The following is a 23,463-nucleotide window of genomic DNA, read 5'->3' on the forward strand; positions in this document are numbered from 1 at the left end:
ACCCGAGCGTCTACGGACCTTAGCGAATAGTGATCCGAAGGGCGCGCCCCGGTTGGGAAAACCTCGACGGGTACCCATTCGACGCCGAAAACATGCAGTTCTGTGCGGAAAACAACATCCTCCGACGCCGTTCCGCGTGGCCGAGGTGCGCGGTCGCCGCCGACTCCGCGGCGTCGAATCCGTGGCTATGGTCGCGACCGAACTACTGGACGCGAAGCACGACGATGCCGGGCGACCGGACTCGATCGGCGCAGGGGAGACCGACACCTTGCTATAGGTGGCGAGGAAGTATGCGTTACGGATGGCGACATCAGTTCTGCGCACGGCATCCGATCCAATCGGGCCGACTTGTCCGATCAGCCTCGACGGCGAACGGAGACATGCGGCACTGCGGTCGGGCTCCGTCGGTGCTCGAACTGTCGACCCGACCGCTCGGAGAGTTGCTGACGTATCGGCAACATGCCTGCGACCAGGTCCGCGCCTTACGTCCTCCTCGAAGACATGTGGCCGCAAGCGTTCCGGTGTGGACGCGCGGTCGATCCATTCCGCCGATACGTCCGGTTCGGTCGGTCGGATCGGTATCGGAGCCATCGACGATGCGGACAATCCCCGGCGTGCCCGCAGACAACCGTGCTCGTCAGGGGGTGCGCGGGTTGTTACGGGTGACGATCAGTGGATCGACCGGAGTGAACGGCAGTTCCGGCAACTCGTCCAGCGCCAGACCGAAGATCGCCGCAAGGACCTTCCGAGAGTAGGCGCTCATCGAGGCGCGGTAGCCGATATCCGCCGGCGTCGGCTGATCGAAGAAGATGAGCAGATGAGTCTGAGGGGAGTCGAGGACCTCGATGTGATGCGGGTAGGCCCGCGGGATGAAATACACCTCGCCCTCGTTGACGGTATAGGTGTCCAATGACCCGTCCGGATCCATGATCGTCATCCGAGCCGCGCCTTTGTGCACATAGCCCATTTCGGCGGTGACGGGATGCCAATGGGGTTCGCGCATACCGTCCTCCCTGATCCGCAGCGAGTACATCGAGATGTCGTGCAACGCGGGCCAGAACTGCTCGCGGGCTGTCCGCGCTGATCCGACCGGCGAATCCACCGCCGCCGACATCGCCTCGATAGCGAAATGGTGGGGATCGCCGAAATGCGCCGTCGACGGAACTTCGGGTTCGCCATCGCGCCGCACGACGATCTTGGGTGTGGTGCTGCGCCGGATCTTGGCGAAGTCGGCGGCGGGCAGGTCATAGGTATTGCCGAGCACCGAGTCGGTCATCGCCCCCAACGCCGCACCGAGCCCGAAGTCCTCCGGCCGCTCGTGGCGGAAGGCCAGCACGAATTCTGCGTTGGTGTCGCCGATGTTCTCGATGTGATGCAAAGCGCCAGAATCGATATGGAACATCTCACCGGCCGTGACGAGAAACGACGAGAAATTGCTGCCGTCGTCCAGCACCGACACCAGCGCCGTGCCCGCCGTGCAGTAGGTCAGTTCGGTGGCGTTGGCGTGCCAATGCGGTTCCCGGATCGCGCCGGGCGTCAATATCAGGCGCTTGATGGAAAGTCCGGTCAGAATCGGAAAGTTGTCGGCAGTCAGTCTGGTCAGGGACCCGAGCTCGCCCCGATAAACCTCTTCGCCCTCCAGTAACGAGGCGACATGGATCGACGGATTACGCATGGGTCCTCCTTGATCACGGGGTCCGGATCGTTCGGATCGATCATGCCTTGCGATGACCTGCGGCCCAGCAAGATCATCATGTCGGTTTCCGATAGCGCCGTCCGCTGCCGGCATTTCACCACTGACATCGACCTTGCGGCGGATTCGTCGATCGTGAAAGCGGTTCTGCGCGTGGTGCAGTTTCTAAGGTGTAGTCATTCACGCCGCGTGGTTGCGCGATGTCTACGTCGTAACGTTGGATTCGCTGCGCCGAAAACTTGGATTTGTCAGGCCGAAAAATCGAATAAACCCGTCGATAACGCGCGAGAAAGATGTCCGGTACGTGACAGCGTGTCACACGATATTCCGGTGGCCGTCAGGACGCGGCATCGGCGCGATCAGCGGGATCGGGTTTGATCCCATCGAGCACGGTGTCGATCACTTGGCAGACGAAGACGTCGTCGATCGGGGCATGACCGTGGAGCAAGCGGTGATAGACCGGGCCGTACAGCATATCCAGCACGATCTCGATGGGGGTGTCGGCAGGAATCTCGCCGCGACGGATGGCCCGCTGTAGAATCACCCGCCCTTGTTCGCGGCGGTGTTCGAGAAAGCGGGCTCGGTATTCCAAGGCGAAATCCGGGTTCGACACCACCTCGACGAGCAGACCGGCGATGATCCGGCCGTAGGGCCGCCGTGCCGCGAGTTCGGCCCATGGGCACAGCAGGGTGCGCAGATCCGCGCGCACCGATCCGGTGTCAACCGCAGGTGACGTCGTTGCCCACTCCTGATATAGCGCGTCCATGGCAAGGGTTTCCTTCGTCGACCACCATCGATAGATCGTGGCCTTGCTGACGCCCGCGGCTACCGCGACAGCGTCGACAGTCGTCGCGGCCACGCCTCGTTCGAGTAGCAGTTCTATGCTGGCGTGCACGATGGCATCCCGCGCCTTTTCGCTGCGCGGTCGACCACGCCGGGCTGTAGTGATGTCAGCACTCACCTTTCCTCCAGACAACAATGCGGTAACGAAATTGTCGATTCGGTGATCTGACGTGGAGGACCCCATGCAGAGCGAGCGGCATCTCCCGCTGTCACAACAGGCCTGTCGGCCTCCGTTCTCCGTCGCCGCTTCGTGACAAGAGATTGCCGTGGCCGCCGCTCGGTGAAACTGGGATCGCAGGCGTGCCAGTCGATCCCGGGTAATTGCGCAATTCGCTGTCGCGTCAGTGCTCGGGTCGGCGGCTTCGGTTTCATAGGCATTTCGGCCGCCACTGCGCCTCCCGGGTTTTCGAGTCCCGACTTTGTACAAAAGTATACGCAAGGTTTCGTAATTGCATAGCAGGCATGCCGATGCGAATTGCTGCGGAGAGGAATACCCGATGTGAGCTGTACTTCACGCACGCGATCGGCACTGTGGCCAGTTGTGGAGCTAAACTGAAAAACAAAACTGGCAGTTTCGAAATGGAGGGATCGACATGGACATCGATACCCGGGTTGCGTCGAACTCGCCCGACCTCCTGGACGCGTCAGGTCGGGATCTGTCCGACCAATCTCGCACACCCGAGGCCTGGGCTCAGATGTATCGCGCACAGCTGCGTGTGTCCGGAGTACACGCGACAGCCCCAGGGTTCGTAATCCTGCCGCTACATGAGATGGCCGCGGCGAATGTTCCCGAGCCACTCGGCATTCGAATGCTGGACGAATTGATCTCGCGGGCTGCGCCGGTACCGGTGTTGGCGCTGGCGCAGCGTTATACCTTTTTGGCGATGTTCGATCGGTTCCCCGACGCAGGCCTGATGGAGCGACTTGCGGCGCATGGGCTGTCGGTGAGTCCGCATAGATCGAATGTCATCCTGCCCACCTGTTGGGAACCCCCGTCGCGGGGGAGCGTGCATTGGATCCGACCTCCGCGACCGGACGAACTATGGCCGTCGCTTTCGGAGGTGCTCGACAGCGCGAACGCTGTCGTCGGTGTCGACAAGCGCCAGGGCAGTTACCCGCCATCCGAGTCGGGCTGAGCATTACTCCGGGGCTATGGGCTGTTCGTCTGTGATCGTCGGCGGCGCGACGGCACCCACTATAGCGCCGACACCTGCCCCGACCGCAGCGCCGACCGCAGCGGCCGGGGCGGCGATCACGCCGAAGCCGATCGCAGCACCCAACACGGGTAGGACCACCAGGCCCCCGGGCAGGAATGGAATACCGCAGATGAAGCCTGCGACGGCGCCGACCACCCCGCTCGTTATCGCGAGCGGGCTGACGACTGCCACGCCGATCGCGGCACCGATCGCGGCACCGGCGAGGGCGCTGTTCGCGATCTGGTCGGGACGCGACTGCTCGACGTCGTCCAGAACCTGCGTCCGTGCGACATCGGCTTCCCCGTGGTCCGGCATCGGGGAGGTTTCGGCGATACCGTGTCGATCGGTAGCGCCGGGCCCGTGGGCAGTGTCCGCCACCGGGGTATCCGATTCCACCTCGGCGGCGCCGAGGATCGGCGAAGTCCAGGGCACGGTGAGGGCGTGGTCGACATGGGCTGCCGAATCGGCACTGGCAACGACCGCTGGTTCGAACGGCGTCTGCGACATTCTGGCATGGCCCGGTGTCTGCTGAGCGGTGGCGGGCGCTGCGTTGAGCACGGCGACGGACAGTGGAAGTGCGCCGACGACAATGAGAGAAGCAGCGCGCCGATAGCAGTGATACGCCAGAGCTGCGGGCCGGTGAGTGCCCATGGATGACCTCATTCCGATAGACGATGGCTACTGATCTACATTCGCAGCGGGTCACCCTGCGGATGAATAGCCCAACGGGCAAGCCAGCGTGCGGTTGCGTTCACCGTGCGGATTGGGATGCGGCAGCGCCGGGGCTCAGTTGCGCGAGCGACAACATGTGCCGGGGAGCGGAATCTATGACGGTCCGAGACCGGACGTCCAGCTGACTATCGACATGCACAAGCTCGCCCGGTGCCAACGCACGCCATCCCGGCTCCGCGTCCATCCGCTCGCTGGCAACGACGACCGCCGGATGTGCGGCCAATTGGCGGCAGTGTGCTCGGACCGTACCGGGTCGGCCGGCATGGTCGAGATGCCGATCGCCGTGCGCACCGCCCGCGGCACGTTCGAGGACGAACAGTTCATGTGTGTCCGGGTACCGCAGCGCCCACAGCTCGGTCGCAGTTGTGAGCACCAGATTCAGCGCATATACGGGTAGCCGGTTCGCGACCCAGCGCACCGCGTCGGTGATTCCTGCCGTGACATCGCCGTCGTTCCGGTCGGTACGTTGCGTGATCAACGCGAAGAATCGCTCCGAATCCGTATCGCCTGCAACAAGTTCGAGATAGTCATCGAGTTCGGCGTCCAGCTCCGTCAAACCCTGCAGGACCCCGTTGTGGGCGAACAAGCGGCCACGCTGAGCGAAGGGGTGGGTGTTGCGCAGGTTCAGGCCACCGGTCGAGGCGTAGCGAATATGTGCGACGAACGTCTGCGACTCGCGTTCCCTGGCCTCCTGCCCGAATTGGGCATCGTGGTACGCGGCGATCGGTTGTTTCTCCACGCGCGGGGCCCCGTCGGCCGCGAAGGTGCCCAAGCCTGTTCCATCGGGTTCCTGTCGACTTTGCTGCGCGAGACTGTCCGGTGAGTCCAGCAACCAGAATGTGGCTTTGACTCGATCCGGCGCGGCCGAGAGGCCGAACAAGCGACACATGTCATCACCTCCATGATCTTCGGGTGACCCGCGGCAGACCCATACAGGCGACTTGGCGCGGGTGCCCGAGTGGTCAGAAGCTTTCAGACGCGGTACCCACCACTATGGTGTCAGCTCGCGGCCACGACAGCCCACTTTCTGGCTGGACCGACGATGTCAGATGATTCCGCCGTTGGCTCGGAGCACCTGACCATTGACCCAGTGACCGGGACCGGCCAGAAACGCGACCACTTCAGCGATGTCCTGTGGCGTGCCCAGACGCTCCAATGGCGGCTGGGCGGCCATCCTCGCGATGGTGGCGTCATCCTTGCCGTCCAGGAACAAGGACGTAGCGGTTGGGCCCGGGGCGACGGTATTGACGGTGACGTCTCGACCACGCAGTTCACGTGCCAAGATCAAGGTGGTCGCCTCGACCGCCCCCTTGGTCGCGGCGTACGCGGCGTATGTGGGCAGCGCCAAGCCGATAATGGACGTGGACACGTTGATGATCGTGCCCCCGGACCGTACTCGACGGACGGCCTGCTGATCGACGACCAAGGTACCGCGAATATTCGTGCGGAGCATCCGATCCATCGCGTCGAGGTCCAGTTCGGCGAGTGGTGCCAGCACCATATTTCCTGCGGCGTTCACGACGACGTCGACACCGCCGAAGTTCTCCTCGGTAACGTCGAATAGGTTCTGAACTGCCTCTTCGTCGGCGACGTCGGCGCGGACCGCAATCGCGCGGCCGCCTTCGCCGGTGATCGCCGCGACGGTCGCATCCGCTTCGGCGGTGTTGCCCGCAAAGTTGACGACGATCGCGAACCCGTCGGCAGCGAGTCGTTCGGCGGCCGCGCGGCCGATGCCGCGCGAACCGCCGGTGACGATCGCCGCCCGTGTCGAATTGGTGTCCATGGCTCTTCGGTCCCTTCAGGTCTACGGTACGGTGCGTTTCGGTATGTCTCCCACCGTCTCAGTCGGTGCAGATTGCAGCCGGGGTGTCACTCACCCTGGAGATCGCAACCCAGAAGCGAGCGTGGGGAAGGTGCCCCCTTGGTCGGGCGGGTCGCCGCCGCGGCACACTCCATGCTGGCAGGAACTCCGGCGACTCGACCAGTTGGTCTTTCCTCTCGGTCGCGCGTGAGCAGGGTCATGGTGCCGATACCCAGCTCGCGGGGTAAATTCGCCAATTAGCGAAATGTCGAAGGAGGGTACCCGTGCTCGACGAGTGCAAAGCTCTGGCGAACGGGACCCGACTGCGCATCCTGGAGTGGCTGAAGGACCCGGATGCGAGTTTCCCGGAAAGAGCTGGCGAGGCGGTCGAACTCGGTGTGTGTGTCGGGCTCATTCAGCAGAAGGCGGGAACCTCCGCATCGACCATGTCGGCGCATCTGGCGATCTTGCAGCGCGCGGGATTCCTTCGCGCCACCCGGCGGGGGCAGTGGACGTACTACCGCCGCGATGAAGCTTCCATCCGCGCCTTCACCGAGCAACTCCATCGCGTTCTCTGACACATTACGAAAGGCGGCGCCATATGCCTCCCGCTTTGTCCATCCTCGACCTCGCGTCGATCGCACCCGGCCAGACAGCGCGCGATAGTTTCGACAACAGCGTCGCACTGGCCCAGGCCGCCGAACGCAGCGGTTACCACCGTGTCTGGTACGCCGAGCACCACAACATGCACTCGATCGCGTCTAGTGCGACGAGCGTTCTCATCGGTCATGTCGCCGCACATACCGAGACCATTCGGCTCGGTGCGGGCGGCATCATGCTGCCCAACCACTCGCCGCTGGTGATCGCGGAGCAATTCGGCACCCTGGAGACGCTCTTTCCTGGACGGATCGACCTCGGCTTGGGCCGCGCGCCCGGCAGTGATCAGAAGACCATGCTGGCGCTACGACGTAACCCGGCGTCGGCGGATTCTTTCCCACAGGATGTCCTGGAGTTGCAGGGCTACCTGACGGGGCGGTCGCGGGTGTCGGGTGTACAGGCGATTCCGCGGGCTGAAGGGGTGGTACCGCTCTATATTCTCGGTTCGTCACTGTTCGGAGCGCAGCTCGCCGCGCACCTGGGACTGCCGTACGCCTTCGCGTCCCACTTCGCACCGGACGCTCTACACCAGGCGATCGCCGTCTACCGCGACAGTTTCCGGCCCTCGGAGCAGCTGGCCGAGCCATACGCTATGGCCGGTGTCAACGTGTTCGCCGCCGAGAACCACGGCGAGGCAGCCGCCCAGAAGACGATCGCCTACCGAGCCCGGGCACGAGCGATGGTGACCCGAGGCGCAGGGAATGCCGACTTCACCGACGCGGAAATCGATGCGTTCCTGGCCTCGCCGAACGGCCACCACCTGGCGTCCATGACCCGGTATACCGCCGTCGGCACACCCACCGAGGTTTCGGCGTATCTGGACGACTTCGTCGCCGCTACCAGCGTCGACGAGCTCATTCTCGCCCATCACGCGACGAACATCGATGACCGCGTCCGGTCCGTCGAACTCACGGGCGGCACCATCGGGGCGTCCGCCCCGATTCGGTAGTCGGTCAGCCGACTCACTCCTGGCCCGCCACCACCACGGTGCCGAGATGGGTGAATTCGGCGACGATTTGTCGACCGGACTCGACGAAGACGGCGTCGGTCATCCCATCGGTGAGGACGATCCAACCGGCCTCGAGCGCGATCCCGCGTTCCGCGCGCGCGTTCGCGGCCCGTGCCAGCACCTCACCTGGGTGCCCTTGTACCGCGGCACCGGTGGCGTAATCGACGACAGTGCCGTCCACCGCAAGCACGCACGCCTCCAGAGCGACGTCGAGATCGCGTTGGACCCAGCTCGACACCGCCGATGATGAACCGGGCGGCCGATGCGTTGTGGGCTATCACATCGGGAAGGGTGAACTTGACGTCGGTGTAGCGGTTGTCGAGCCCTTCGATTCGCGCGTAGACCGAAGACACCGCCGCCATCGCGGTCGCCGCGGTCGCACCGGGCCCCCGCAGCCGTTCGCCGAGAACAGAACGATCGCGGGCTGGACGCGGGGATGAATCAACCCGCCACCCGGTATCGGCACACCGATTTCGAGGACCATCTGGTCGGTGCGGACCGCGGTCAGCGGGGACGTGATGCCCATCCGCTGCTGTTTGGCGCGGGAGGTCAGGGCGAGTTCGATTCCAATCACCTGCTCGCCCCGCGCCACTTTCTCGGCGATGAACTCCGCCTGCACTTGGTAGGCGATGTCGAGGTCGAGTTCGGGCCAGTCTTCGGTGATCGGGTGTCGGTCGGTTCGGAATGCTTCGGCATTCAGCAGCACCTCAGCGGCCGATCGGACCGTCCACGCGTGCGGCGAGTTCGATCGCGACGTCGATGATCATGTCCTCTTGGCCGCCGACATAGCCGGCCTGACCGACACGCGTCAGGATCTCGTGAGCCGGAACGCCGTACCGCTGGGCCGCACGCTCGGCGTGGAACAGGAAGGAGTTGTACACCCCGTACTTGCCTTGGACGATCGAGTTCCGGTCCGCCACCGGAAGTCTGGGGATGAACGGCTTCGCGATTTCTTCGGCTACCGCGAGGACGGCATCCGAGTCGACACCGGTGTGGATTCCGAGCCGTTCGAAAACAACGGCGATGATCTCGGTGGGCGAGTTACCCGCGCCCGCGCCGAGTGCACACAGGGTGCCGTCGATCTGTCGCGCTCCAGCGCGAACGCCCGCGATCGAGTTCGCCACTCCGAGTGAGAGGTTTTGGTGTGCGTGCACGCCGACTTGCGCATCGGTCCCCAACTCGGCGACCAACGCGGCGACTCGGTCGGCTACATCATCGGGCAGCAGCGCGCCGGCCGAGTCGACGACGTAGACGCACTGGCATCCGGCGTCAGCCATGATCCGGGCCTGCCGGGCGAGGTTCTCGGGAGTTGTGCGGTGCGACAGCATCAAGAATCCGACGGTGTCCATGCCTAGGTCCCGGGCTGCCCCGAAGTGCTGGATCGATACGTCGGCCTCGGTGCAATGTGTGGCGATCCGCGCCACCGAAGCACCGGCGTCATGAGCGCGCCGCAGGTCGGCGACGGTGCCCAATCCGGGGAGTAGAAGCACCGCGATTTTCGCGGTCCTGGCTTCCTCGGCCGCTGCGGTGACCAGTGCTATCTCGTCGGTACCACTGAATCCGTAGTTGAACGAGGAGCCAGACAGGCCGTCACCATGGGTGACCTCGATGACCGGGATCCCCGCCGCGTCGAGGCCGCGGACCACCTCACGGACCTGGGTCGCGGTGAACTGGTGTGAGACCGCATGACTTCCATCGCGCAAGGTGGTGTCGGTGAGACGGACGTCGATCCGATCGATACTCATCGAAGCGTCACTTTCTTGTCGTTGCGGGCAGCGGCGAGTAATTGTGCGGACCGAGTCGCGGCAGCGGTCATGATGTCGAGATTGCCGGCCCACGGCGGGAGGTAGTCGCCGTTGCCCTTCACTTCGAGCAATACCGCTACCCGGGCGTTGCCGTGCCAAGCGGCGATGGGGTCATCGAACTGAGGATCGGCGCGCAGCGTGTATCCGGGCACGTACTGCTGCACGTCGGCGACGATTCGGTGGATCGATTCGGCGATCGCGTCCTTGTCCGAGTCGGGGTCGATGGCGCAGAACACGGTGTCGCGCATGATCATCGGCGGCTCGACCGGGTTGAGAATGATGATCGCCTTACCTCGCTGCGCGCCACCAACGGATTCGATGGCGTGTGACGTCGTCTCGGTGAACTCGTCGATGTTTGCCCGAGTACCCGGGCCGGCAGAGCGAGACGAAATGGACGCGATGATTTCCGCGTAGGGCACGTCGGTTACTCGAGCCACCGCGTGCACGATCGGAATGGTGGCCTGGCCGCCGCAGGTGATCATATTGACGTTCGCGGCATCCGAGTTGCTACCCAGGTTGACTGCGGGACACAGGAACGGGCCGATCGCGGCGGGGGTCAAGTCGATCGCCGTGATCCCCGCCTCCGAATAGCGCGGCGCGTTTGCCTTGTGCGCAGCCGCGGAGGTGGCCTCGAAGACGAAATCAGGCAGCCGAGATCGAGCCAGCAGCCAGTCGACCCCACCGGCACTCGCCTCGACACCGAGGTCGCGCGCACGTCTGAGCCCATCCGAATCCGGGTCGACGCCAACCATGTAGCGAACCTCGAATTCATCGGTGCGCTGGAGTTTGACGAGAAGATCGGTACCGATATTTCCCGGACCGACGATTGCTGCGGTCGCCATCAGTTCTCCTTGGATCGAGTAGATGCTGCGAATGTGACTGTCACGCTGCCGAGGCCGGCAAACCTCGCTGTGACCGAGTCGCCTCCTGCGACGGGGATCTCCGCGGTGACCGAACCCGGCAGGATGACCAAACCGGCTTCGAGAGTGACACCGAGTCGGCCGGCGGTGTTGGCGAGCCAGACAAGCGCATTGAGTGGTGACCGCACGCTGTGCCGCCCGCCCCGGTCGCGACGACCTGACCCCGCTGATGGACAGCGATCGTGATCTTCCAGTCGCGAATACGACGCCGAGTTCGCGCTGCACCACCGCTGATGTCAGGCCGACTTTGTGACCTCGGATCCGGCGGCCTACACGGACCCAGTGCCGAACTTGCCGCAACTGCACCGCGTACGCGTCCTCGAGAGGCATCCCCGGGTAGCAGTCGGTAATCGGATCGACCGGCTCACCGGAGTCGTAAGCCGCCAGGAGAGTCCTCGCGATCGACGCGGGATCGAGTTCGGTCATAGGAAGTTCTTGCTTTCAGGCGCGGGAGTTCAGTGGAGGTGCAGCGACAATTGCTACTTGGACTGTGCCGGTATATCCGGTCATACTCAACGAATGAGTCCCGAAGAACGGAACACTTCGCCTTCGGACCCGACATCGGTGGTGCGACGTATGTCGGACCTGATGTCAGCGTTCGGCCCGACCGACACCGACCTCGGCATCAACGAACTGGCCCGTCGGACGGGCATTCCGAAAGCGTCGGTATCGAGGCTGGTCAAGGAGATGGAGGGGGTGGGCCTGTTCGAGCGCCAAGGCACGAAGGTGGGTCTCGGTCTACGATTGTTCGAATTGGGGGAACGGGCGTCCAGGCGGCGTTCGGTTCGTGAGATCGCTCTCCCATTCCTGGCGGATCTGCGCGAAGCAACCAGGCAGACAGTGCATTTGGCGATTCTCGACGGGACCGACGTGGTGTATGTCGAGATTCTGCGAGGCCGCGATGCGCCGCCGCTTCCGTCGGGGGTGGGTGGCCGACTTCCCGCGCACGCGACCGGTGTGGGAAAAGCTCTGCTCGCCGGCTCACCTCCCGCCTCATTCGACGCCGTCGTTGCCGCGGGGCTGACCCGACTCGGGCCTCGGACAATCACCGCGCCTGGTCCGTTGGTCCGCCAACTGCGCCGTATCGCCGCGTCCGGACTGGCATACGAGTTCGAAGAGTCAGCGCCAGGTGTGGCTTGCGTTGCTAGCGCCATCCGGCTCGACAGCCGTCCCATCGCCGCGGTCTCGGCGTCGGGATGGATCGGCAAGGTCGATATTCGTCGGGTCGGCCCGGCTGTGCACACCACGGCATTGAGCATCACGAGGGCGCTCACCGCTGCCAGAGCGTGAGTTCGGTGACCAGGTCACGGGTCGGTGCCAGCAGCACCGCGTCACGGCCTGCGGCAGTGTCCGCGGCCCACGCGTAGAAGGCGCCCTCGATGACAGCGCCGATCGTGCCGATGTGGACGCGGTCGAGGTCGAGGTAGTGGGCGATCGCGGTTGGATCGCCTTCGCGCAGCGCGAGACTGGCTGCACGCGGTGAACCGCATGACCTGGTTCAAGGACAGGGCTCCGGCGGTGTAAGCGATATCGCGGATCACGCCACCGGCAGCAACAGAAGCCAACTGCTGGTCGTCGCCGATCGCGCGAACGCTGGCACCGTGGCCGAGTAGGTACCGCACCGCGGAGTCGAGTTGGCGGGTAGAGGCTCGGGTGCGTCGAAATCGAGAAGAGCGCCGGAACCCAGCCGTGCGGCGAGCGTGGTGAGCATGTCGATCGGCGCGGTCGGCCCGGAGCGGCGATCTCCTGCCCTCGGTGAACACAGGTGGCTACCACCAGCTACCACTGCACCTACGTGTCCAGGAAGATCGAGGTGAAATCGATCTGCAGCCTGTGGGGACCCCAGCCGAAAAGACGCGATGAATACCGTCTTTGCGAACCTGCTGACAGCCGAGCGGCCGAAGGAACCACGCCGGACAGGCCGGTCACTCGATGATGTCGCCCTGATCGGGATTTCCTGGCTGCCTCAGTCCTGGGTCGGCTCGCGTTCTGTGAGAGTTGGGTGTGCGACCTTTGACGACGAGGACCGGCCGCCCACTGCCAGCCCACCTGCCCCTTCCGCGTCGCCAGGTCACGCAATGCTCTGACGACTACGGAACTTATCTGCGATAACGCCCGCCGCACCCTCCCAGATTGATAGCCAAACCGCTCAACGTGAATTTTCGCGGATCTATGCCCCCACCCTTGACACGTATAGTGGCTGTGGAGAGTCCGTGTATGGCGGCCGAGCGGTTACTCCACTGTTCGTGGCCATCTCGCCTCGACGGGGGCGCTTCGGTTCAACGTGCCGATTACGATGGGGGTCGTTCGATGCGCACTCAGCATGTATCGGACCCGGGTCTGTGAGCGTTATGGGCCCCCATTCGGGCGCGCTCGATTTCCTATCCCTGCCATTTCATCGGGGGATCCTCAAAGCGCACCTGGTATATCGATTGGAGTCGGCATTCAAGAACCTCTCAAAATCCGTCGGTGAAGGGATGTACCGCAGGACAGCCGAAGACCTTCGGATCGCGAGAGGCAATCTCGTCGGGGGCGATGAAAACGGGGCACGATGGTTCACATGGCCGCCGAACATGCAGCTATCGCCAGCTAGTTCGCGGGGGCCGGACATCGGCCTCCCGACGAATCCGAACCAGCTGCACGAGCTCTGGTCGAGGCTTTCCGCAGAGGAGAAAGATGCCCGGTATCGCGCGGACCAGTTCGTCGGAAACCGGGATGGAATCCCGCAGCGTGACCGCGACAAGTACAACCGGCAAACTCTTTTAATGCTGCGAGAAAAAGCCGCTAGGGAGCAAAATGAGGACCATATAAAGGTGCTTGACGACATACAGAAATTCCTCGATTCAACCGAGGAGGGCCTACCGCCCCACTATTTGTCGTACATCGACGACAAACTCCGGTACGCGTACACAATCGGCAACCCCGATACCGCCCATAATGTGGGGATCGCCCTGGTCGGTGCGCTGCGGCGGCGCAGCGGTGTCGGCTACGCTCAGCAATCCCTGAAACAATTGCGGCAGGCAGCTCTGGCGGTCGATCCAACCAAAGAGACATCAATAGTTCTGTGGGGTGCCTACGATAATCCGAACTCGCTGGTCGCGACGCTGTCTTCCAAACCTGCGGAAGAAGGCGCGGACGCGTTGCGTCGGTACCACGAGGGGCTGCGGGCCACGCATCAGGGCCCACCCTCGCACAACACCACCATCGCACATTCCTACGGCGGTGTCCTCGGTGGGCATTCGGCCGGACACGGGAACGCACTCGACACCGACGAGCTGGTATTCGTCGGAAACTGGGGCGCCGGAGTACCGAACGTCGGAGATCTCCGACTAACCGGCGTCGACCCCGCGCACATCAGTGACCACGTCTACGCGACTATGGCCCAACATGACTCTATCCAATTGATGCCCGCCACCCACGGTCCCGCACCAACCGACCCCGAGTTCAACGCTACGGTATTCGGCACCGACTCCACACCCAGCCTGACGCGGCTGGGCTGGAACCCACAGGATCACCTGGCCACGAACTACTTCGGTTCCGACAACCAGTCGTACCGGAGTCTGGGGCTGATCATGACCGGCCACGGAGACATGCTTCGCTGAACAGACCGCGCCCAGCTTCCGAAACCCATACGGATCGACGAAACGAGGACGGTATGCCACCGCCAACAACCCAGGCCACCGCCCGCGCACAATTGCTGGGACACTTCACCGAAACACTCCGGATACTGCCCGCCGAATCAGCGCTGGCGCTACGACATCCGGACCTTCCCGTGGCAGGGTTCCACCACGGCGTTACCCTCCCCTTCGATGAAGACGATCCTGACTCCGTCTTGGAATTCTTCGATATCTCATACTGGGTGATCGGGGCCACCCCCACGAACTCCGACCAGTACTTCGACCTGATGATCCGTGCCTGGCGTGATCACGGCTGGACGACCCGAACCGATCGGAATACCCGCCCGCGCACCGGTTACGCACGAACCTTCGCCGGGTACGGTCTCACCGTCACGCAGAGTGTGAACGGATACCTCAGCATGTCCGGGTCGACACCTCCCTTCGCATCCGACTCGGTCGAAGGAAGTCCGCTCCCACCCCAGATCGACCGCCCGTCCGAACCGCCGAACTGACGTCGCCAACCCCAATCATGGTCTCGAGAGACTCGGTTCGCCTTCGGCCATCGTCAAGTGCTGGCCACGCCGCCGTGGCGGCTTCCTTGGAAGTGGAACTACACGCGGTCGCGGCCGGCGTCGCGAAGGGTCGAGCCATGTCGGCGGCTCAGTGCGTGAGCGTGTCCGGGAAGTCGAACGTTGCGACCAGCGCCGGATCGTGGAACTTGATCACGTGGGAGACACCGGTGGCGGTGGGTGCCAGCACAACAACTCCATCGGCTCGCAGCGTGCCGTCCACGTCTCGGTGGTACACGACGGCGGCCGGTTGTCCGTTGGCTCGTGCCGTCGGAGGCGGCCACGTGCCGAAGACCGATATCGTCTTCGAGACGGAACACACGGAAATGCAGTCCACCGGGATCCAAGACGTTGAGTTCGGCACATACCTGCACGGCGAGCCGCTGGTCGCGGTCCGCGAGGTCCGCCCCAGTCCGGTATCGCACGACAACGGCACCGGACATCGTGATCACCTCCAAGCCGATGCGGCACGTCCGTCCCGCAGTCGGCAGCAGTCGCGACGTGTTCGGCGAACGTGCCGCCACGGTCGCCCAGCCGTACTGCGTAGACGGTGGCCGAGCCGACACGACCTCCACCGGGATGAGATTCGGGTTTCAGGGCAGCAAGGCAAGCTTGCCGACGGTGGCCCTGGCCTCCAGTTCAATCAACGCTTTCGGTCCGTCGGCCAAGTCATAGGCGGTGGGCTGGACGGGGGCAAGCACACCGGCGGCTATCAGCGTGGACAGTTCGCCCATGACCTCGCCGAAGATCTGCGGTGCGGCTTGGATCAGCGCGCCGATGTTGAGACCGATGAGGTGGACCTGATGCTTGTATACCAGATCCGAGTTGGTGATCGCGGCTTCGCCGCCCGCCAAGCCATAGACGACGACCCGGCCGGTGACCCGCTTGACGGCGGCCAGACTGGCCTCGAAGGTGGCACCGCCTGCCGATTCCAGTACCACATCGACGCCGGCTCCACCGGTCACCCTCAACACCTCGGCGGCGAGATCGCCCCGGCGGGAGTCTAGAACGTAGTCGGCGCCCAGAGCACGCACTGTCTCGTGCTTGGCTGGCGAGGCGGTGGCGACGACTGTCGCGCCACAGTACTTGGCGATGGCGACCGCGGCGTGGCCGGTCGCGCCCGCGGCGGCCTGGATCAGCACGGTCTGCCCGGCGGTGATGCCGCCCAGGGGCTTGAGTGCGGCCAGCGCGGTGGGCCAGTTGACCATCAGCCCCAGCGCCTGCTGCTCCATCCAGCCGGGTGGCACCGGCACCGCCGCAGCCGCGGGCAGCACCATGTACTCGGCGAAAGCGCCGTCTCCGACGCCGACGACTCGAGTCCCCGGCTGCGGGCTGGTCACCGCCTCACCCACCGCGACGACCTCGCCGGCGGCCTCGAAACCCGCCACAAATGGTGGCTGCGGGCCACCCGACGACGTGTCGTGGGCCTGCATTACGTCGCGGAAATTGACACCGGCTGCGGTGACGCGGATCAGAACCTCGCTCGGACCTGGGCTCGGTACCAACGCGTCGGTGATCAAGACGCATATCCTGCGGGCCATTGAGGGAGGTCTGCTGCAGCGCGCGGATGGTCGCTGGAATACTCATCGGCGATGAGCCCTTCTTTCTCGGCGTTCATGATCGAGGCCGGCCTGTCACGCGGGCCGCGTCTCCACCATGTAGACCCCGGCGACCACAGAAAGGAATCGCCAGCTCCCGAACCTCAGTTCCGCTGAGGGTGAGCCGGCTGGTCATGGTGAGCTCGACCTCGTCGTAGGGCAGGACGTGCTCCCAGAACTGTGATGTCACCCCGCGTTTGTCGGCCGCCGTGACGAGAACCTCGCCTGTGTCGGGGTCGACCATCAGGTAGGTAGCGCGATGTCGAAGTCGAGCGGCAAAGGCGGCAGCCACGCCAGCGGCGGCAAGCTGACCGCCAGCAGGGCCTCCGCGATTTAGACCGCCGGTGCCGCAACCCGGGCAGTGCCACGGCGACGTCAGGGTTCGCCAGCCTAGCCCAGTCCGCGGCCAACTCCGGCGCATCCGGCAAGAAATAACAACAGCCACAACCTTTTCGCGATGCCCTGGGTCTATGCCTGGGGCCTCACTGCGTTAGCGCAGGATCTCGGCCGGATGCGCCACTACCCCCTAGAACCGCAGCAGTGAGTCGGCGATGTGGGGCGGGGTGTCTGTTCGGTCGGGTATCGGTTCCTCGCGATGAGGCCGGTGTCGCGGGTGAGTCGATGGCGGAGCAGCCCGGCGCATCTGCTCGCAGAATCACTGGTGGAGCAGGTTCGGCGAGCGCCGCCGCGGGAAATCGGGGCGGCAGAATTCACCGGTTCATGATGATCTGGTTCCTCGTGTGTTCACCGCGAAGGATCGGAATCGGTTGTGGCTGGCCGATATCGGCGAACACCGAACCGGTGAAGGCAAACTCTATATTTGCGCGATCAAGGACGTGTTCTCCAACCGGATCTTGGGGTATCCGATCGACTCGAGGACGCAGTCCCGGCTCGCGGTCACCGCGCTGAACAATGCTGTCGCCCGCCGTGGTGAGGTCGCCGGCTGCATTCTGCATACCGACCATCATGACCCCAGCGGTCACTCGAGTCGGGTAACTACTGTCACCTGATCGTGCAGCAGCCCCCTGGCTCACGGGATGCCCGCCGAAACACATCTGTCGATGATCTCGGCGGCTCTTCGACCGCGTCGGACGCGAGCCGCGGATCGCTTTCGCACATGGGGGCGGTTCGTTCGCCTACTGGCTCGGGCACCTCGACAACGCCTGGCACGATCGTAGCGACATCATCGCCACATCGGCGCTTCCGCCGTCACGAGATGTCGACCGATTCAGTGTCGATTCCGTGAATTTCGACATCAGGGCATTGCGGCTTCTGCTGGACACCATGGGATCAGACCAGGTCATGGTCGGCAGCGATTACCGTATCCGTTGGGGGAGCGGCCCGCGGCGCCGGTCGCTCGCATTGCCGACTTCCTCACCGAGAAGGCTCGGAATCACGTTCTTCATCGAAACGCCCGGACCTACCTCGGACTCGTCGAATCCCACTGGCCCGGGTCTCCGACCACCGAGATCACCAGCGGTGTCGACGATCCGATCAATGAGGTTGTGCTGCACAGTATTAAGGAACAATAGGTAGCCTGAGTCCGTGATTACGCTCAGGAAAGAAGACGGCGCCGCGGATCTCGGCGGCATCACCAAGTTGAGTGTGGGGGTGAGTTGGGATCCGTCCGCCGGCGCGAGCGGGGGAGCGTTGGGCTGGGCGCGTCGTAAGCGTGGCGTGGACCTGGATCTGATCGCGATTCTGATGCAGGGCGGTGAGCCGGTTCGGTTCGCGGGCCTGGACTCGTTGGATCCATTGGGCAACGGTTCGGTCCTGCACACTGGCGACGAGCAGACCGGTGCGGCCGTCGGCGACGACGAGACGGTGCATGTCACGTTCGCGGAGGTGCCCCAAGCGATCGACGCCATCGTCTTTGTCGCCGCGGCCTTCAAGAAGGGCAGTACCTTCGAGAAAGCGAACAATATCTCGTTCAAGATTTACGACGCCACGGGAGGCAGCAGCCAGCAGGTTGCCGACATCTGGCCTTCGCTGCTCGGTACGGAGAATGCCAATGCCATTGCGCGGGCTTTTCGTAACGGGAGTCAATGGCAACTCGAAGTCCTGGACCGCAAAGGCAAGATCAAGCAGGGCGACAAGCAGACGCTACTGCGCTTCGCCATCCAATAGCGATCCATCAGCGGCGCAGTTGCTGGTCCCGTGGGCGAGGATCGCTCGGTCCATTCCCGCGGGACTTCGGTCAGCTCACACCGGAAACGCGAACATGTTGTCGCCGACGATGTTCGGAGACGTGGCTGGACACTGCGTCGCCAGCACCCGCGTCATCCAACTCCTCGGCGCCCTGCCCCGGGGCCGATCACCGCAGGCGTTGCCTGGACCGGCCGAAACCGCGACGCCCGCCCGGGCCGGAGACCGACGGGCGGCCTGGTGAAACACCTACGGCGCAGGCAAGAGGTCGCGGGACCGAGAGCGTGTGGGGCGAAGGCGGCGATCTTCGCCACACCTACGGCGGATAAGTCGATTCCGTCGAGCTGAGTCGGATAGCGCGGCCGACACGGTGAAGTCAGCCGCGAGTGCACCTCGAATCCGAGATGCACCTTTTCGATAACCCGCCCGCAGTTGAGTCACAAGGCGCTGGACTCTTGATTGTACTGCTGGACCACCTCGGCGGCGATTCGTCCGCGGCTGGATACCTCGATTCCTTTCCCGCGGGCCCAATCCCGGATAGCCGCGGTCTGCTCCTTACTGTTTGCCGAACGGCCCCTACCACCTTTTCCTCGCGATGCGCGCCCGATCCTGCGGGCATGCGGCGTCCAGTGCTCGAAAACGCCGCGCAGGTTGTTGGCGTTGAGGACGGACAGGTCGATCTCGTAGGCGACACCGTCCAATGCGAAGGTCACCGTTTCCTCCGCGGGGGACTGGCCATCGTAGTCATCCACCATCTCGACAACGACCTTGCGTGCCATGAATTCATTCCTTTCCAAAACAACGGGACACATGTGTGAACGGCTAAGCCTAGCCCTGTCTATCGATCCCGTTGATCATCGGCAGGGCTGGCGAGACCGGCGACCGGGTCATCGCTCACGCTCTCGCTGCTGTCATATTCGCGCCGTGCCGTCGTTATCGTGCTCGGATTCCGCTATCGGGTACCCCGGGACGCTCGGTCCGTATGACTGGAATGGCCATTCTCACATCATGGGGGAAAGGACTCCTGAAAATGTGATAGATCTCCTCTTCTTTCGGGTGGTCGGCAACCACACCTGCTGGAAGTCACCGGCAGCGCCGTGGCGGTGGCGGGCGCACCGCCCTCGACCAGTCTTCCCATTCCAGGGAGGTTCCGTGTATTTGGGTGAAAATCAACCTGAGCACGCTCTGTTCTCGCATACTCGCGAGTGCCATGTGTTGGCGTAGGCCAGCGCGCTCGGTAAGACCGGACCGCCGTAACGACATGCAGGAGACATCGGTGAGTCAGCCGCCGCGGGTCGATCCGGGCGAACTACGCGCGATGATATCGACGCTGGAACGACTCATCGCCGAGGCATCCCGAGCGGTCACCACGCTGAAGGCCGCCATTGTCCCAGTCGAAGAGCCTTCCGACAGCGACCATCGCGATCGGCACGCCGAGAGGCTGATTTCGGCGCGACCGACTACAGCGAGCGATCCAACACAACGCATCGTCATCGGCCGCGCGCCACGGCCTACCCCATGGTCTCGAAAACCCGCGGCAACACCGTGGTCGAAGCGTCGCACTGTGCAGTGTGCGCCTCCGCCCGACCGTCCGGTCCGAGTATCGGCGGCCCCGTCGCCGGCAACCGTTCCGACCACGGTGCTTTCGTCGCCATATCGGCAGCGGGCTGTATTCGGTCCACCGGTGTCGGAGGTGCTTCAGCAGCAGGCCGTGTTCGGTCGCCTGGAGTCGGAGGGTGTGCGGCAGGTTGTGTTCAGCCCGGAGCCGGAGGTACCTCAGCAAGAGGCGGTGTTCGGTCTACCGGTGTCGGAGGTTCCTGAGCGGGAGGCGGTGTTCGGTCCGCCGGTGTCGGAGGCTCTTCAGCGGGAGGCGGTGTTCGGTTCGCCGGTGTCGGAGGCTCTTCAGCGGGAGGCGGTGTTCGGTCCGCCGGTGTCGGACGTTCCTCAGCAGGAGGCGGCGCTCGGTCCGCCGGTATCGAAGGGTCCGCACCAGCAGGGTGTCTCTGGTTCGCCCGACGCGCAGACTGTCCGGCTGCAGACCGACATCAGCCCCGGTTCCGAGATCGCTCGAATCGCACGCGAATTGGCGACTCGCCACGGCCTGGAGGTAGTCGGATTCGACACCTCGGGTGTCGGCGTCCCGACCATTCACGAGATAGCCGCTGCTCTCGATGACCTGCTCGCCAAGTACCCGATCCCATTGCGCGGCATCGAGATCACCGACCGGTCCACGGGTGCGTCCACCCACTCGGTGCGAGACCGCCGGGCAGAAGCCGGGCGGTCGGACGCACCAATGTTGTGGATCGTCCTCGACACAGCCGCATTGACAGTCTCGGTCCCGTCAGAGGGGATCTCGCAGAAGAAGCGAGGGAGACGGCGCCGCCACCAAGTCGCCGATCGGTCGGTGTATACAGCGATCGCTCGCGAATTCGCCGGAGCGCTCGACATCGCAGGCGGCTTCCGGGCGCGGCAAGAAGCCTGGCGAGCGCTGATGGCCGAGTCCCTTCGGGCTGGCGGACGCGTCGACCATGGACTGCTGGAGCCCCGCCAGGCATTGGTTCAGGCGTTCACCGAAGTAGAACTAGCCGGGGATCGCGCCGGAGAACTGGCAAAAGTACTGCACGGCATGTTGGTGAAAATGGCGCGGGCCGATTCGTCGAACTTGTCTGCCTGACGGGGTATCTGCGGTCTGCTGCGGCGGGCCACAAGGCAGGAGGATGACGATCCGAAGCGAATCGGCGGCTGATTAGACATCGACTCCCTGGCGAGGAAATCCGTCAGCCTTCACTACCAGCCGTAGCGTATGAATCCCGCACCTGGGTTGCGCGATCGTGATGCGCTCTCCAGGCGACCAGGACGCGGAACGGACCAGCGGAGCCCCCAGCGACATCCTATCGCTGCGCGCGGTGTCCCGTGACCGCTGCTCATCCTCCGATGCGTGTACGTGGTCTCGCACTGCGCATTGGCGAGGTGAACAGTATTCTTTGCGGAGTGACGAAAAGATTCACTGGCACAGGTGGATTGGCGCTGCCGCCCGTCACCCGTATGCTCTTGCGCGCGGACGGATCCACGACATTGTTGTTGGAAGCAATACTGGACGAACCGCTTTCGCTTGATCTGGTCGACCAATGGACCGCCGGCGCCGACGAGCTGTCCTCCGAGGTGTGCTCCGCGCTCGGCTGCGGGCCCGATGACAAAGTCATCCGGCGGCGATCCATTCTTCGAACGGCCGCTGGAATTCCGGTGTCTCGCAACGATGTCACCGTCTCGTCTCGGGATCAGGAGCTCACCGACATCCTGACGCACAGTCGAATCCCGATCGGTCACGGGCTGGCTGCCGCGCACCGCCGACTCGGCCGCACCGTGTTGGCCACCGGGTGGACCACCTGGCCGCTGACCGGATCCGACGGCGCTCGTTGTGTCTACAAGGAGTACATCTTGCTGGACCAAGAATCGACCGCGGTGGCACACATTCGTGAGCGGTTCAACCCTGCGCATGTGCCGGACGGAATCCGCGAATGAAGGTCCTGATCGTCGGCGCCGGAATCGGAGGACTGACGGCAGCATTGACCCTGCAAGCCGTCGGAATCCACGTCACGGTAATCGACGCTGTCAACGAGCTGCGTCCACTCGGTGTAGGCATCAACCTCCTGCCGCACGCCACTGGCGAACTAGCGAAACTCGGCCTGTACGAGAGTCTGGCCGACGTTGCCATCCCGACGGCCGAGTGCGTGCATCTCGACCGTTTCGGCAGTGAGATCTGGCGTGAGCCGCGCGGTTTGGCCGCGGGACACACGTGGCCGCAGTATTCGGTGCATCGCGGTGAGTTCCAGATGTTGCTGTTGAACGCGGTATGCGATCGACTCGGACCAGACACGGTGCGGACCGGCATGCGGTTCGAGAGCGCGACGCAAAACGCCGATGGCGTGCGGGTTCGGATCCACGACCGGATGCGTGAGGCGGTCGTCGAGATGGTCGTCGACGCCGTGATCGGCGCCGACGGAATACATTCCGTGGTGCGCACGCGCCTGCGACCGGGCGAGGGCGCGCCGCTCTGGAATGGCATACGAATGTGGCGGGGAATAACCGACGCTCGGCCCTTTCTATCGGGTGCGTCCATGGTGATCGCGGGGAGTAACCATGCGGCGAAGTTCGTCGCTTACCCCATCTCCGCCGCCGCGCGGCGGCGTGGTCGCGCGCTCGTCAATTGGGTAGCGGAGGTGAAGGTTTCGGATACTAACGAACAGGCCTCGGACTGGAACCGCGCCGGCCGACTCGAGGACGTATTGCCGCACTACGTGGGCTGGCAGTTCGACGGCTTGGACGTGAGCGAACTCATGGCGGCGAGCGCGACCATTCTCGAATACCCCATGGTCGATCGAAACCCGTTGTCGCGCTGGACCGATGGCCGGATTACGCTGCTCGGCGACGCAGCGCACCCGATGTACCCGATCGGCTCCAACGGCGGTTCCCAAGCCATTATCGACGCCGGTGTGCTGGCACGTGAATTGGCCGCGAGAAGCGATCCGTCTGTGGCACTCGACGCCTACGAGACCGCGCGACGCGACACGGTGAACGCCACCGTGCTCGCCAACCGGGACATGCCGATGGACCGCGTTCTCCGGTTGGTGGCCGACCGTGCTCCCCACGGCTTCGATCGGATCGAAGAGGTGTTGACTGCGCGCGAAATCGACGCGATCGGCAGGGCATATCAGCACACCAGTAGGTAGAACGACCCAGTTTCCGGTCGCGGGTCCGGCTTCCGGTGCGGGGATCGGTCGATCTCGCGGAGCAGCACCGGTCCGGGTGGTCGAATGACACGCGGCTCGATGTGACTGCCGACAAATCAGCGCGTATCCGAACAGTCGACACCGAATC

General features: G+C 64.0%; 22 protein-coding genes and 1 pseudogene. 11 read left to right on the forward strand and 12 right to left on the reverse strand.

Features of this window, described 5'->3' with window-relative positions:
- Positions 1-637: 637 nt before the first annotated feature.
- Together AB0C34_RS27905 and AB0C34_RS27910 are read right to left on the reverse strand one after the other, a co-directional pair.
- Positions 638-1,675 (reverse strand): cupin domain-containing protein, encoded by a 1,038-nt coding sequence (locus tag AB0C34_RS27905; RefSeq protein ID WP_357079177.1) that lies wholly within the window; start codon positions 1,673-1,675, stop codon positions 638-640.
- Between the two features lie 355 nt (positions 1,676-2,030).
- Positions 2,031-2,654 (reverse strand): TetR-like C-terminal domain-containing protein, encoded by a 624-nt coding sequence (locus AB0C34_RS27910; protein WP_357079180.1) that lies wholly within the window; start codon positions 2,652-2,654, stop codon positions 2,031-2,033.
- Positions 2,655-3,129: 475 nt separating this feature from the next.
- Between AB0C34_RS27910 and AB0C34_RS27915 the strand changes: the two genes are divergently transcribed.
- The gene (locus AB0C34_RS27915) at positions 3,130-3,672 is read left to right on the forward strand and encodes a hypothetical protein (protein WP_357079183.1); all 543 of its coding nucleotides are present in this window, start codon (positions 3,130-3,132) and stop codon (positions 3,670-3,672) included.
- Between the two features lie 3 nt (positions 3,673-3,675).
- Here the strand turns inward: AB0C34_RS27915 and AB0C34_RS27920 are convergent, their stop codons facing one another.
- From AB0C34_RS27920 to AB0C34_RS27930, 3 genes are all read right to left on the reverse strand, one after another.
- Complete coding sequence (locus AB0C34_RS27920) at positions 3,676-4,383, reverse strand: hypothetical protein (RefSeq protein WP_357079185.1); 708 nt, start codon at positions 4,381-4,383, stop codon at positions 3,676-3,678.
- A 100-nt stretch (positions 4,384-4,483) separates the two neighbouring features.
- The gene (locus tag AB0C34_RS27925; protein WP_357079188.1) at positions 4,484-5,353 is read right to left on the reverse strand and encodes a class II glutamine amidotransferase; all 870 of its coding nucleotides are present in this window, start codon (positions 5,351-5,353) and stop codon (positions 4,484-4,486) included.
- Between the two features lie 156 nt (positions 5,354-5,509).
- Positions 5,510-6,247: an SDR family oxidoreductase gene (locus AB0C34_RS27930; RefSeq protein WP_357079191.1), complete on the reverse strand. Its 738-nt coding sequence runs from the start codon at positions 6,245-6,247 to the stop codon at positions 5,510-5,512.
- A gap of 302 nt (positions 6,248-6,549) precedes the next feature.
- Here AB0C34_RS27930 and AB0C34_RS27935 point away from each other — a divergent pair, with 302 nt between their 5' ends.
- Positions 6,550-6,843 (forward strand): metalloregulator ArsR/SmtB family transcription factor, encoded by a 294-nt coding sequence (locus AB0C34_RS27935; RefSeq protein WP_357079194.1) that lies wholly within the window; start codon positions 6,550-6,552, stop codon positions 6,841-6,843.
- A gap of 23 nt (positions 6,844-6,866) precedes the next feature.
- Complete coding sequence (locus AB0C34_RS27940) at positions 6,867-7,871, forward strand: LLM class flavin-dependent oxidoreductase (RefSeq protein WP_357079197.1); 1,005 nt, start codon at positions 6,867-6,869, stop codon at positions 7,869-7,871.
- Between the two features lie 13 nt (positions 7,872-7,884).
- On the opposite strand, the gene AB0C34_RS27945 is transcribed toward AB0C34_RS27940, so the two are convergent.
- From AB0C34_RS27945 to AB0C34_RS27960, 4 genes are read right to left on the reverse strand one after another with little or no spacing between them, the layout of a single operon-like run.
- On the reverse strand, positions 7,885-8,169 hold the full coding sequence (locus AB0C34_RS27945) for a hypothetical protein (protein WP_357079199.1): 285 nt from the start codon (positions 8,167-8,169) through the stop codon (positions 7,885-7,887).
- Between the two features lie 39 nt (positions 8,170-8,208).
- Positions 8,209-8,637, reverse strand: a complete 429-nt coding sequence (locus AB0C34_RS27950; protein WP_357079202.1) for a hypothetical protein — start codon at positions 8,635-8,637, stop codon at positions 8,209-8,211.
- Position 8,638: 1 nt separating this feature from the next.
- Positions 8,639-9,676, reverse strand: coding sequence for a 4-hydroxy-2-oxovalerate aldolase (dmpG, locus tag AB0C34_RS27955; RefSeq protein ID WP_357079205.1), 1,038 nt, complete (start codon positions 9,674-9,676; stop codon positions 8,639-8,641).
- On the reverse strand, positions 9,673-10,578 hold the full coding sequence (locus tag AB0C34_RS27960) for an acetaldehyde dehydrogenase (acetylating) (RefSeq protein ID WP_357079208.1): 906 nt from the start codon (positions 10,576-10,578) through the stop codon (positions 9,673-9,675). The genes dmpG and AB0C34_RS27960 overlap by 4 nt, the downstream gene beginning before the upstream one ends.
- Positions 10,579-11,232: 654 nt before the next feature.
- On the opposite strand from AB0C34_RS27960, the gene AB0C34_RS27965 reads away from it, so the two are divergent.
- The gene (locus AB0C34_RS27965; protein WP_357079211.1) at positions 11,233-11,946 is read left to right on the forward strand and encodes an IclR family transcriptional regulator; all 714 of its coding nucleotides are present in this window, start codon (positions 11,233-11,235) and stop codon (positions 11,944-11,946) included.
- 41 nt (positions 11,947-11,987) lie between these two features.
- Here AB0C34_RS27965 and AB0C34_RS27970 read toward each other — a convergent pair whose 3' ends face one another.
- Entirely contained in the window at positions 11,988-12,419 is a 432-nt protein-coding gene (locus AB0C34_RS27970; RefSeq protein WP_357079214.1) for an AAA family ATPase, read from the reverse strand.
- Between the two features lie 588 nt (positions 12,420-13,007).
- Here AB0C34_RS27970 and AB0C34_RS27975 point away from each other — a divergent pair.
- Positions 13,008-14,258 (forward strand): alpha/beta hydrolase, encoded by a 1,251-nt coding sequence (locus AB0C34_RS27975; RefSeq protein WP_357079285.1) that lies wholly within the window; start codon positions 13,008-13,010, stop codon positions 14,256-14,258.
- A 53-nt stretch (positions 14,259-14,311) separates the two neighbouring features.
- Positions 14,312-14,785, forward strand: coding sequence for a hypothetical protein (locus tag AB0C34_RS27980; protein ID WP_357079217.1), 474 nt, complete (start codon positions 14,312-14,314; stop codon positions 14,783-14,785).
- 650 nt (positions 14,786-15,435) lie between these two features.
- Here the strand turns inward: AB0C34_RS27980 and AB0C34_RS27985 are convergent.
- The gene (locus AB0C34_RS27985) at positions 15,436-16,362 is read right to left on the reverse strand and encodes a zinc-binding dehydrogenase (RefSeq protein WP_357079219.1); all 927 of its coding nucleotides are present in this window, start codon (positions 16,360-16,362) and stop codon (positions 15,436-15,438) included.
- A 794-nt stretch (positions 16,363-17,156) separates the two neighbouring features.
- Here AB0C34_RS27985 and AB0C34_RS27990 point away from each other — a divergent pair.
- Positions 17,157-17,402: pseudogene (locus AB0C34_RS27990) on the forward strand (DDE-type integrase/transposase/recombinase); the annotation flags it as partial.
- A 583-nt stretch (positions 17,403-17,985) separates the two neighbouring features.
- Positions 17,986-18,567: a TerD family protein gene (locus AB0C34_RS27995; RefSeq protein ID WP_357079222.1), complete on the forward strand. Its 582-nt coding sequence runs from the start codon at positions 17,986-17,988 to the stop codon at positions 18,565-18,567.
- A gap of 455 nt (positions 18,568-19,022) precedes the next feature.
- On the opposite strand, the gene AB0C34_RS28000 is transcribed toward AB0C34_RS27995, so the two are convergent.
- Positions 19,023-19,364: an Lsr2 family protein gene (locus AB0C34_RS28000; protein ID WP_357079225.1), complete on the reverse strand. Its 342-nt coding sequence runs from the start codon at positions 19,362-19,364 to the stop codon at positions 19,023-19,025.
- Positions 19,365-20,269: 905 nt separating this feature from the next.
- Here AB0C34_RS28000 and AB0C34_RS28005 point away from each other — a divergent pair.
- The 3 genes from AB0C34_RS28005 to AB0C34_RS28015 all read left to right on the forward strand — a co-directional run bounded on the left by AB0C34_RS28005 (position 20,270) and on the right by AB0C34_RS28015 (position 23,315).
- On the forward strand, positions 20,270-21,259 hold the full coding sequence (locus AB0C34_RS28005; protein WP_357079228.1) for a hypothetical protein: 990 nt from the start codon (positions 20,270-20,272) through the stop codon (positions 21,257-21,259).
- A 317-nt stretch (positions 21,260-21,576) separates the two neighbouring features.
- Entirely contained in the window at positions 21,577-22,107 is a 531-nt protein-coding gene (locus tag AB0C34_RS28010) for a hypothetical protein (RefSeq protein WP_357079230.1), read from the forward strand.
- Complete coding sequence (locus AB0C34_RS28015) at positions 22,104-23,315, forward strand: flavin-dependent oxidoreductase (protein ID WP_357079232.1); 1,212 nt, start codon at positions 22,104-22,106, stop codon at positions 23,313-23,315. Before AB0C34_RS28010 ends, AB0C34_RS28015 begins: the two co-directional genes overlap by 4 nt.
- Positions 23,316-23,463 lie beyond the last annotated feature (148 nt).

Source organism: Nocardia sp. NPDC049220, assembly GCF_040647855.1.
GTDB lineage: Bacteria > Actinomycetota > Actinomycetes > Mycobacteriales > Mycobacteriaceae > Nocardia.

Bases quoted from the DNA above. Each gene is read 5' to 3' on its own strand.
- AB0C34_RS27905 (WP_357079177.1), bottom strand. From the start codon at position 1,675: ATGCGTAATCCGTCGATCCATGTCGCCTCGTTACTGGAGGGCGAAGAG.
- AB0C34_RS27915 (WP_357079183.1), top strand. From the start codon at position 3,130: ATGGACATCGATACCCGGGTTGCGTCGAACTCGCCCGACCTCCTGGAC.
- AB0C34_RS27920 (WP_357079185.1), bottom strand. From the start codon at position 4,383: ATGGGCACTCACCGGCCCGCAGCTCTGGCGTATCACTGCTATCGGCGC.
- AB0C34_RS27925 (WP_357079188.1), bottom strand. From the start codon at position 5,353: ATGTGTCGCTTGTTCGGCCTCTCGGCCGCGCCGGATCGAGTCAAAGCC.
- AB0C34_RS27930 (WP_357079191.1), bottom strand. From the start codon at position 6,247: ATGGACACCAATTCGACACGGGCGGCGATCGTCACCGGCGGTTCGCGC.
- AB0C34_RS27940 (WP_357079197.1), top strand. From the start codon at position 6,867: ATGCCTCCCGCTTTGTCCATCCTCGACCTCGCGTCGATCGCACCCGGC.
- dmpG (WP_357079205.1), bottom strand. From the start codon at position 9,676: ATGAGTATCGATCGGATCGACGTCCGTCTCACCGACACCACCTTGCGC.
- AB0C34_RS27960 (WP_357079208.1), bottom strand. From the start codon at position 10,578: ATGGCGACCGCAGCAATCGTCGGTCCGGGAAATATCGGTACCGATCTT.
- AB0C34_RS27965 (WP_357079211.1), top strand. From the start codon at position 11,233: ATGTCGGACCTGATGTCAGCGTTCGGCCCGACCGACACCGACCTCGGC.
- AB0C34_RS27975 (WP_357079285.1), top strand. From the start codon at position 13,008: ATGGGCCCCCATTCGGGCGCGCTCGATTTCCTATCCCTGCCATTTCAT.
- AB0C34_RS27980 (WP_357079217.1), top strand. From the start codon at position 14,312: ATGCCACCGCCAACAACCCAGGCCACCGCCCGCGCACAATTGCTGGGA.
- AB0C34_RS28000 (WP_357079225.1), bottom strand. From the start codon at position 19,364: ATGGCACGCAAGGTCGTTGTCGAGATGGTGGATGACTACGATGGCCAG.
- AB0C34_RS28015 (WP_357079232.1), top strand. From the start codon at position 22,104: ATGAAGGTCCTGATCGTCGGCGCCGGAATCGGAGGACTGACGGCAGCA.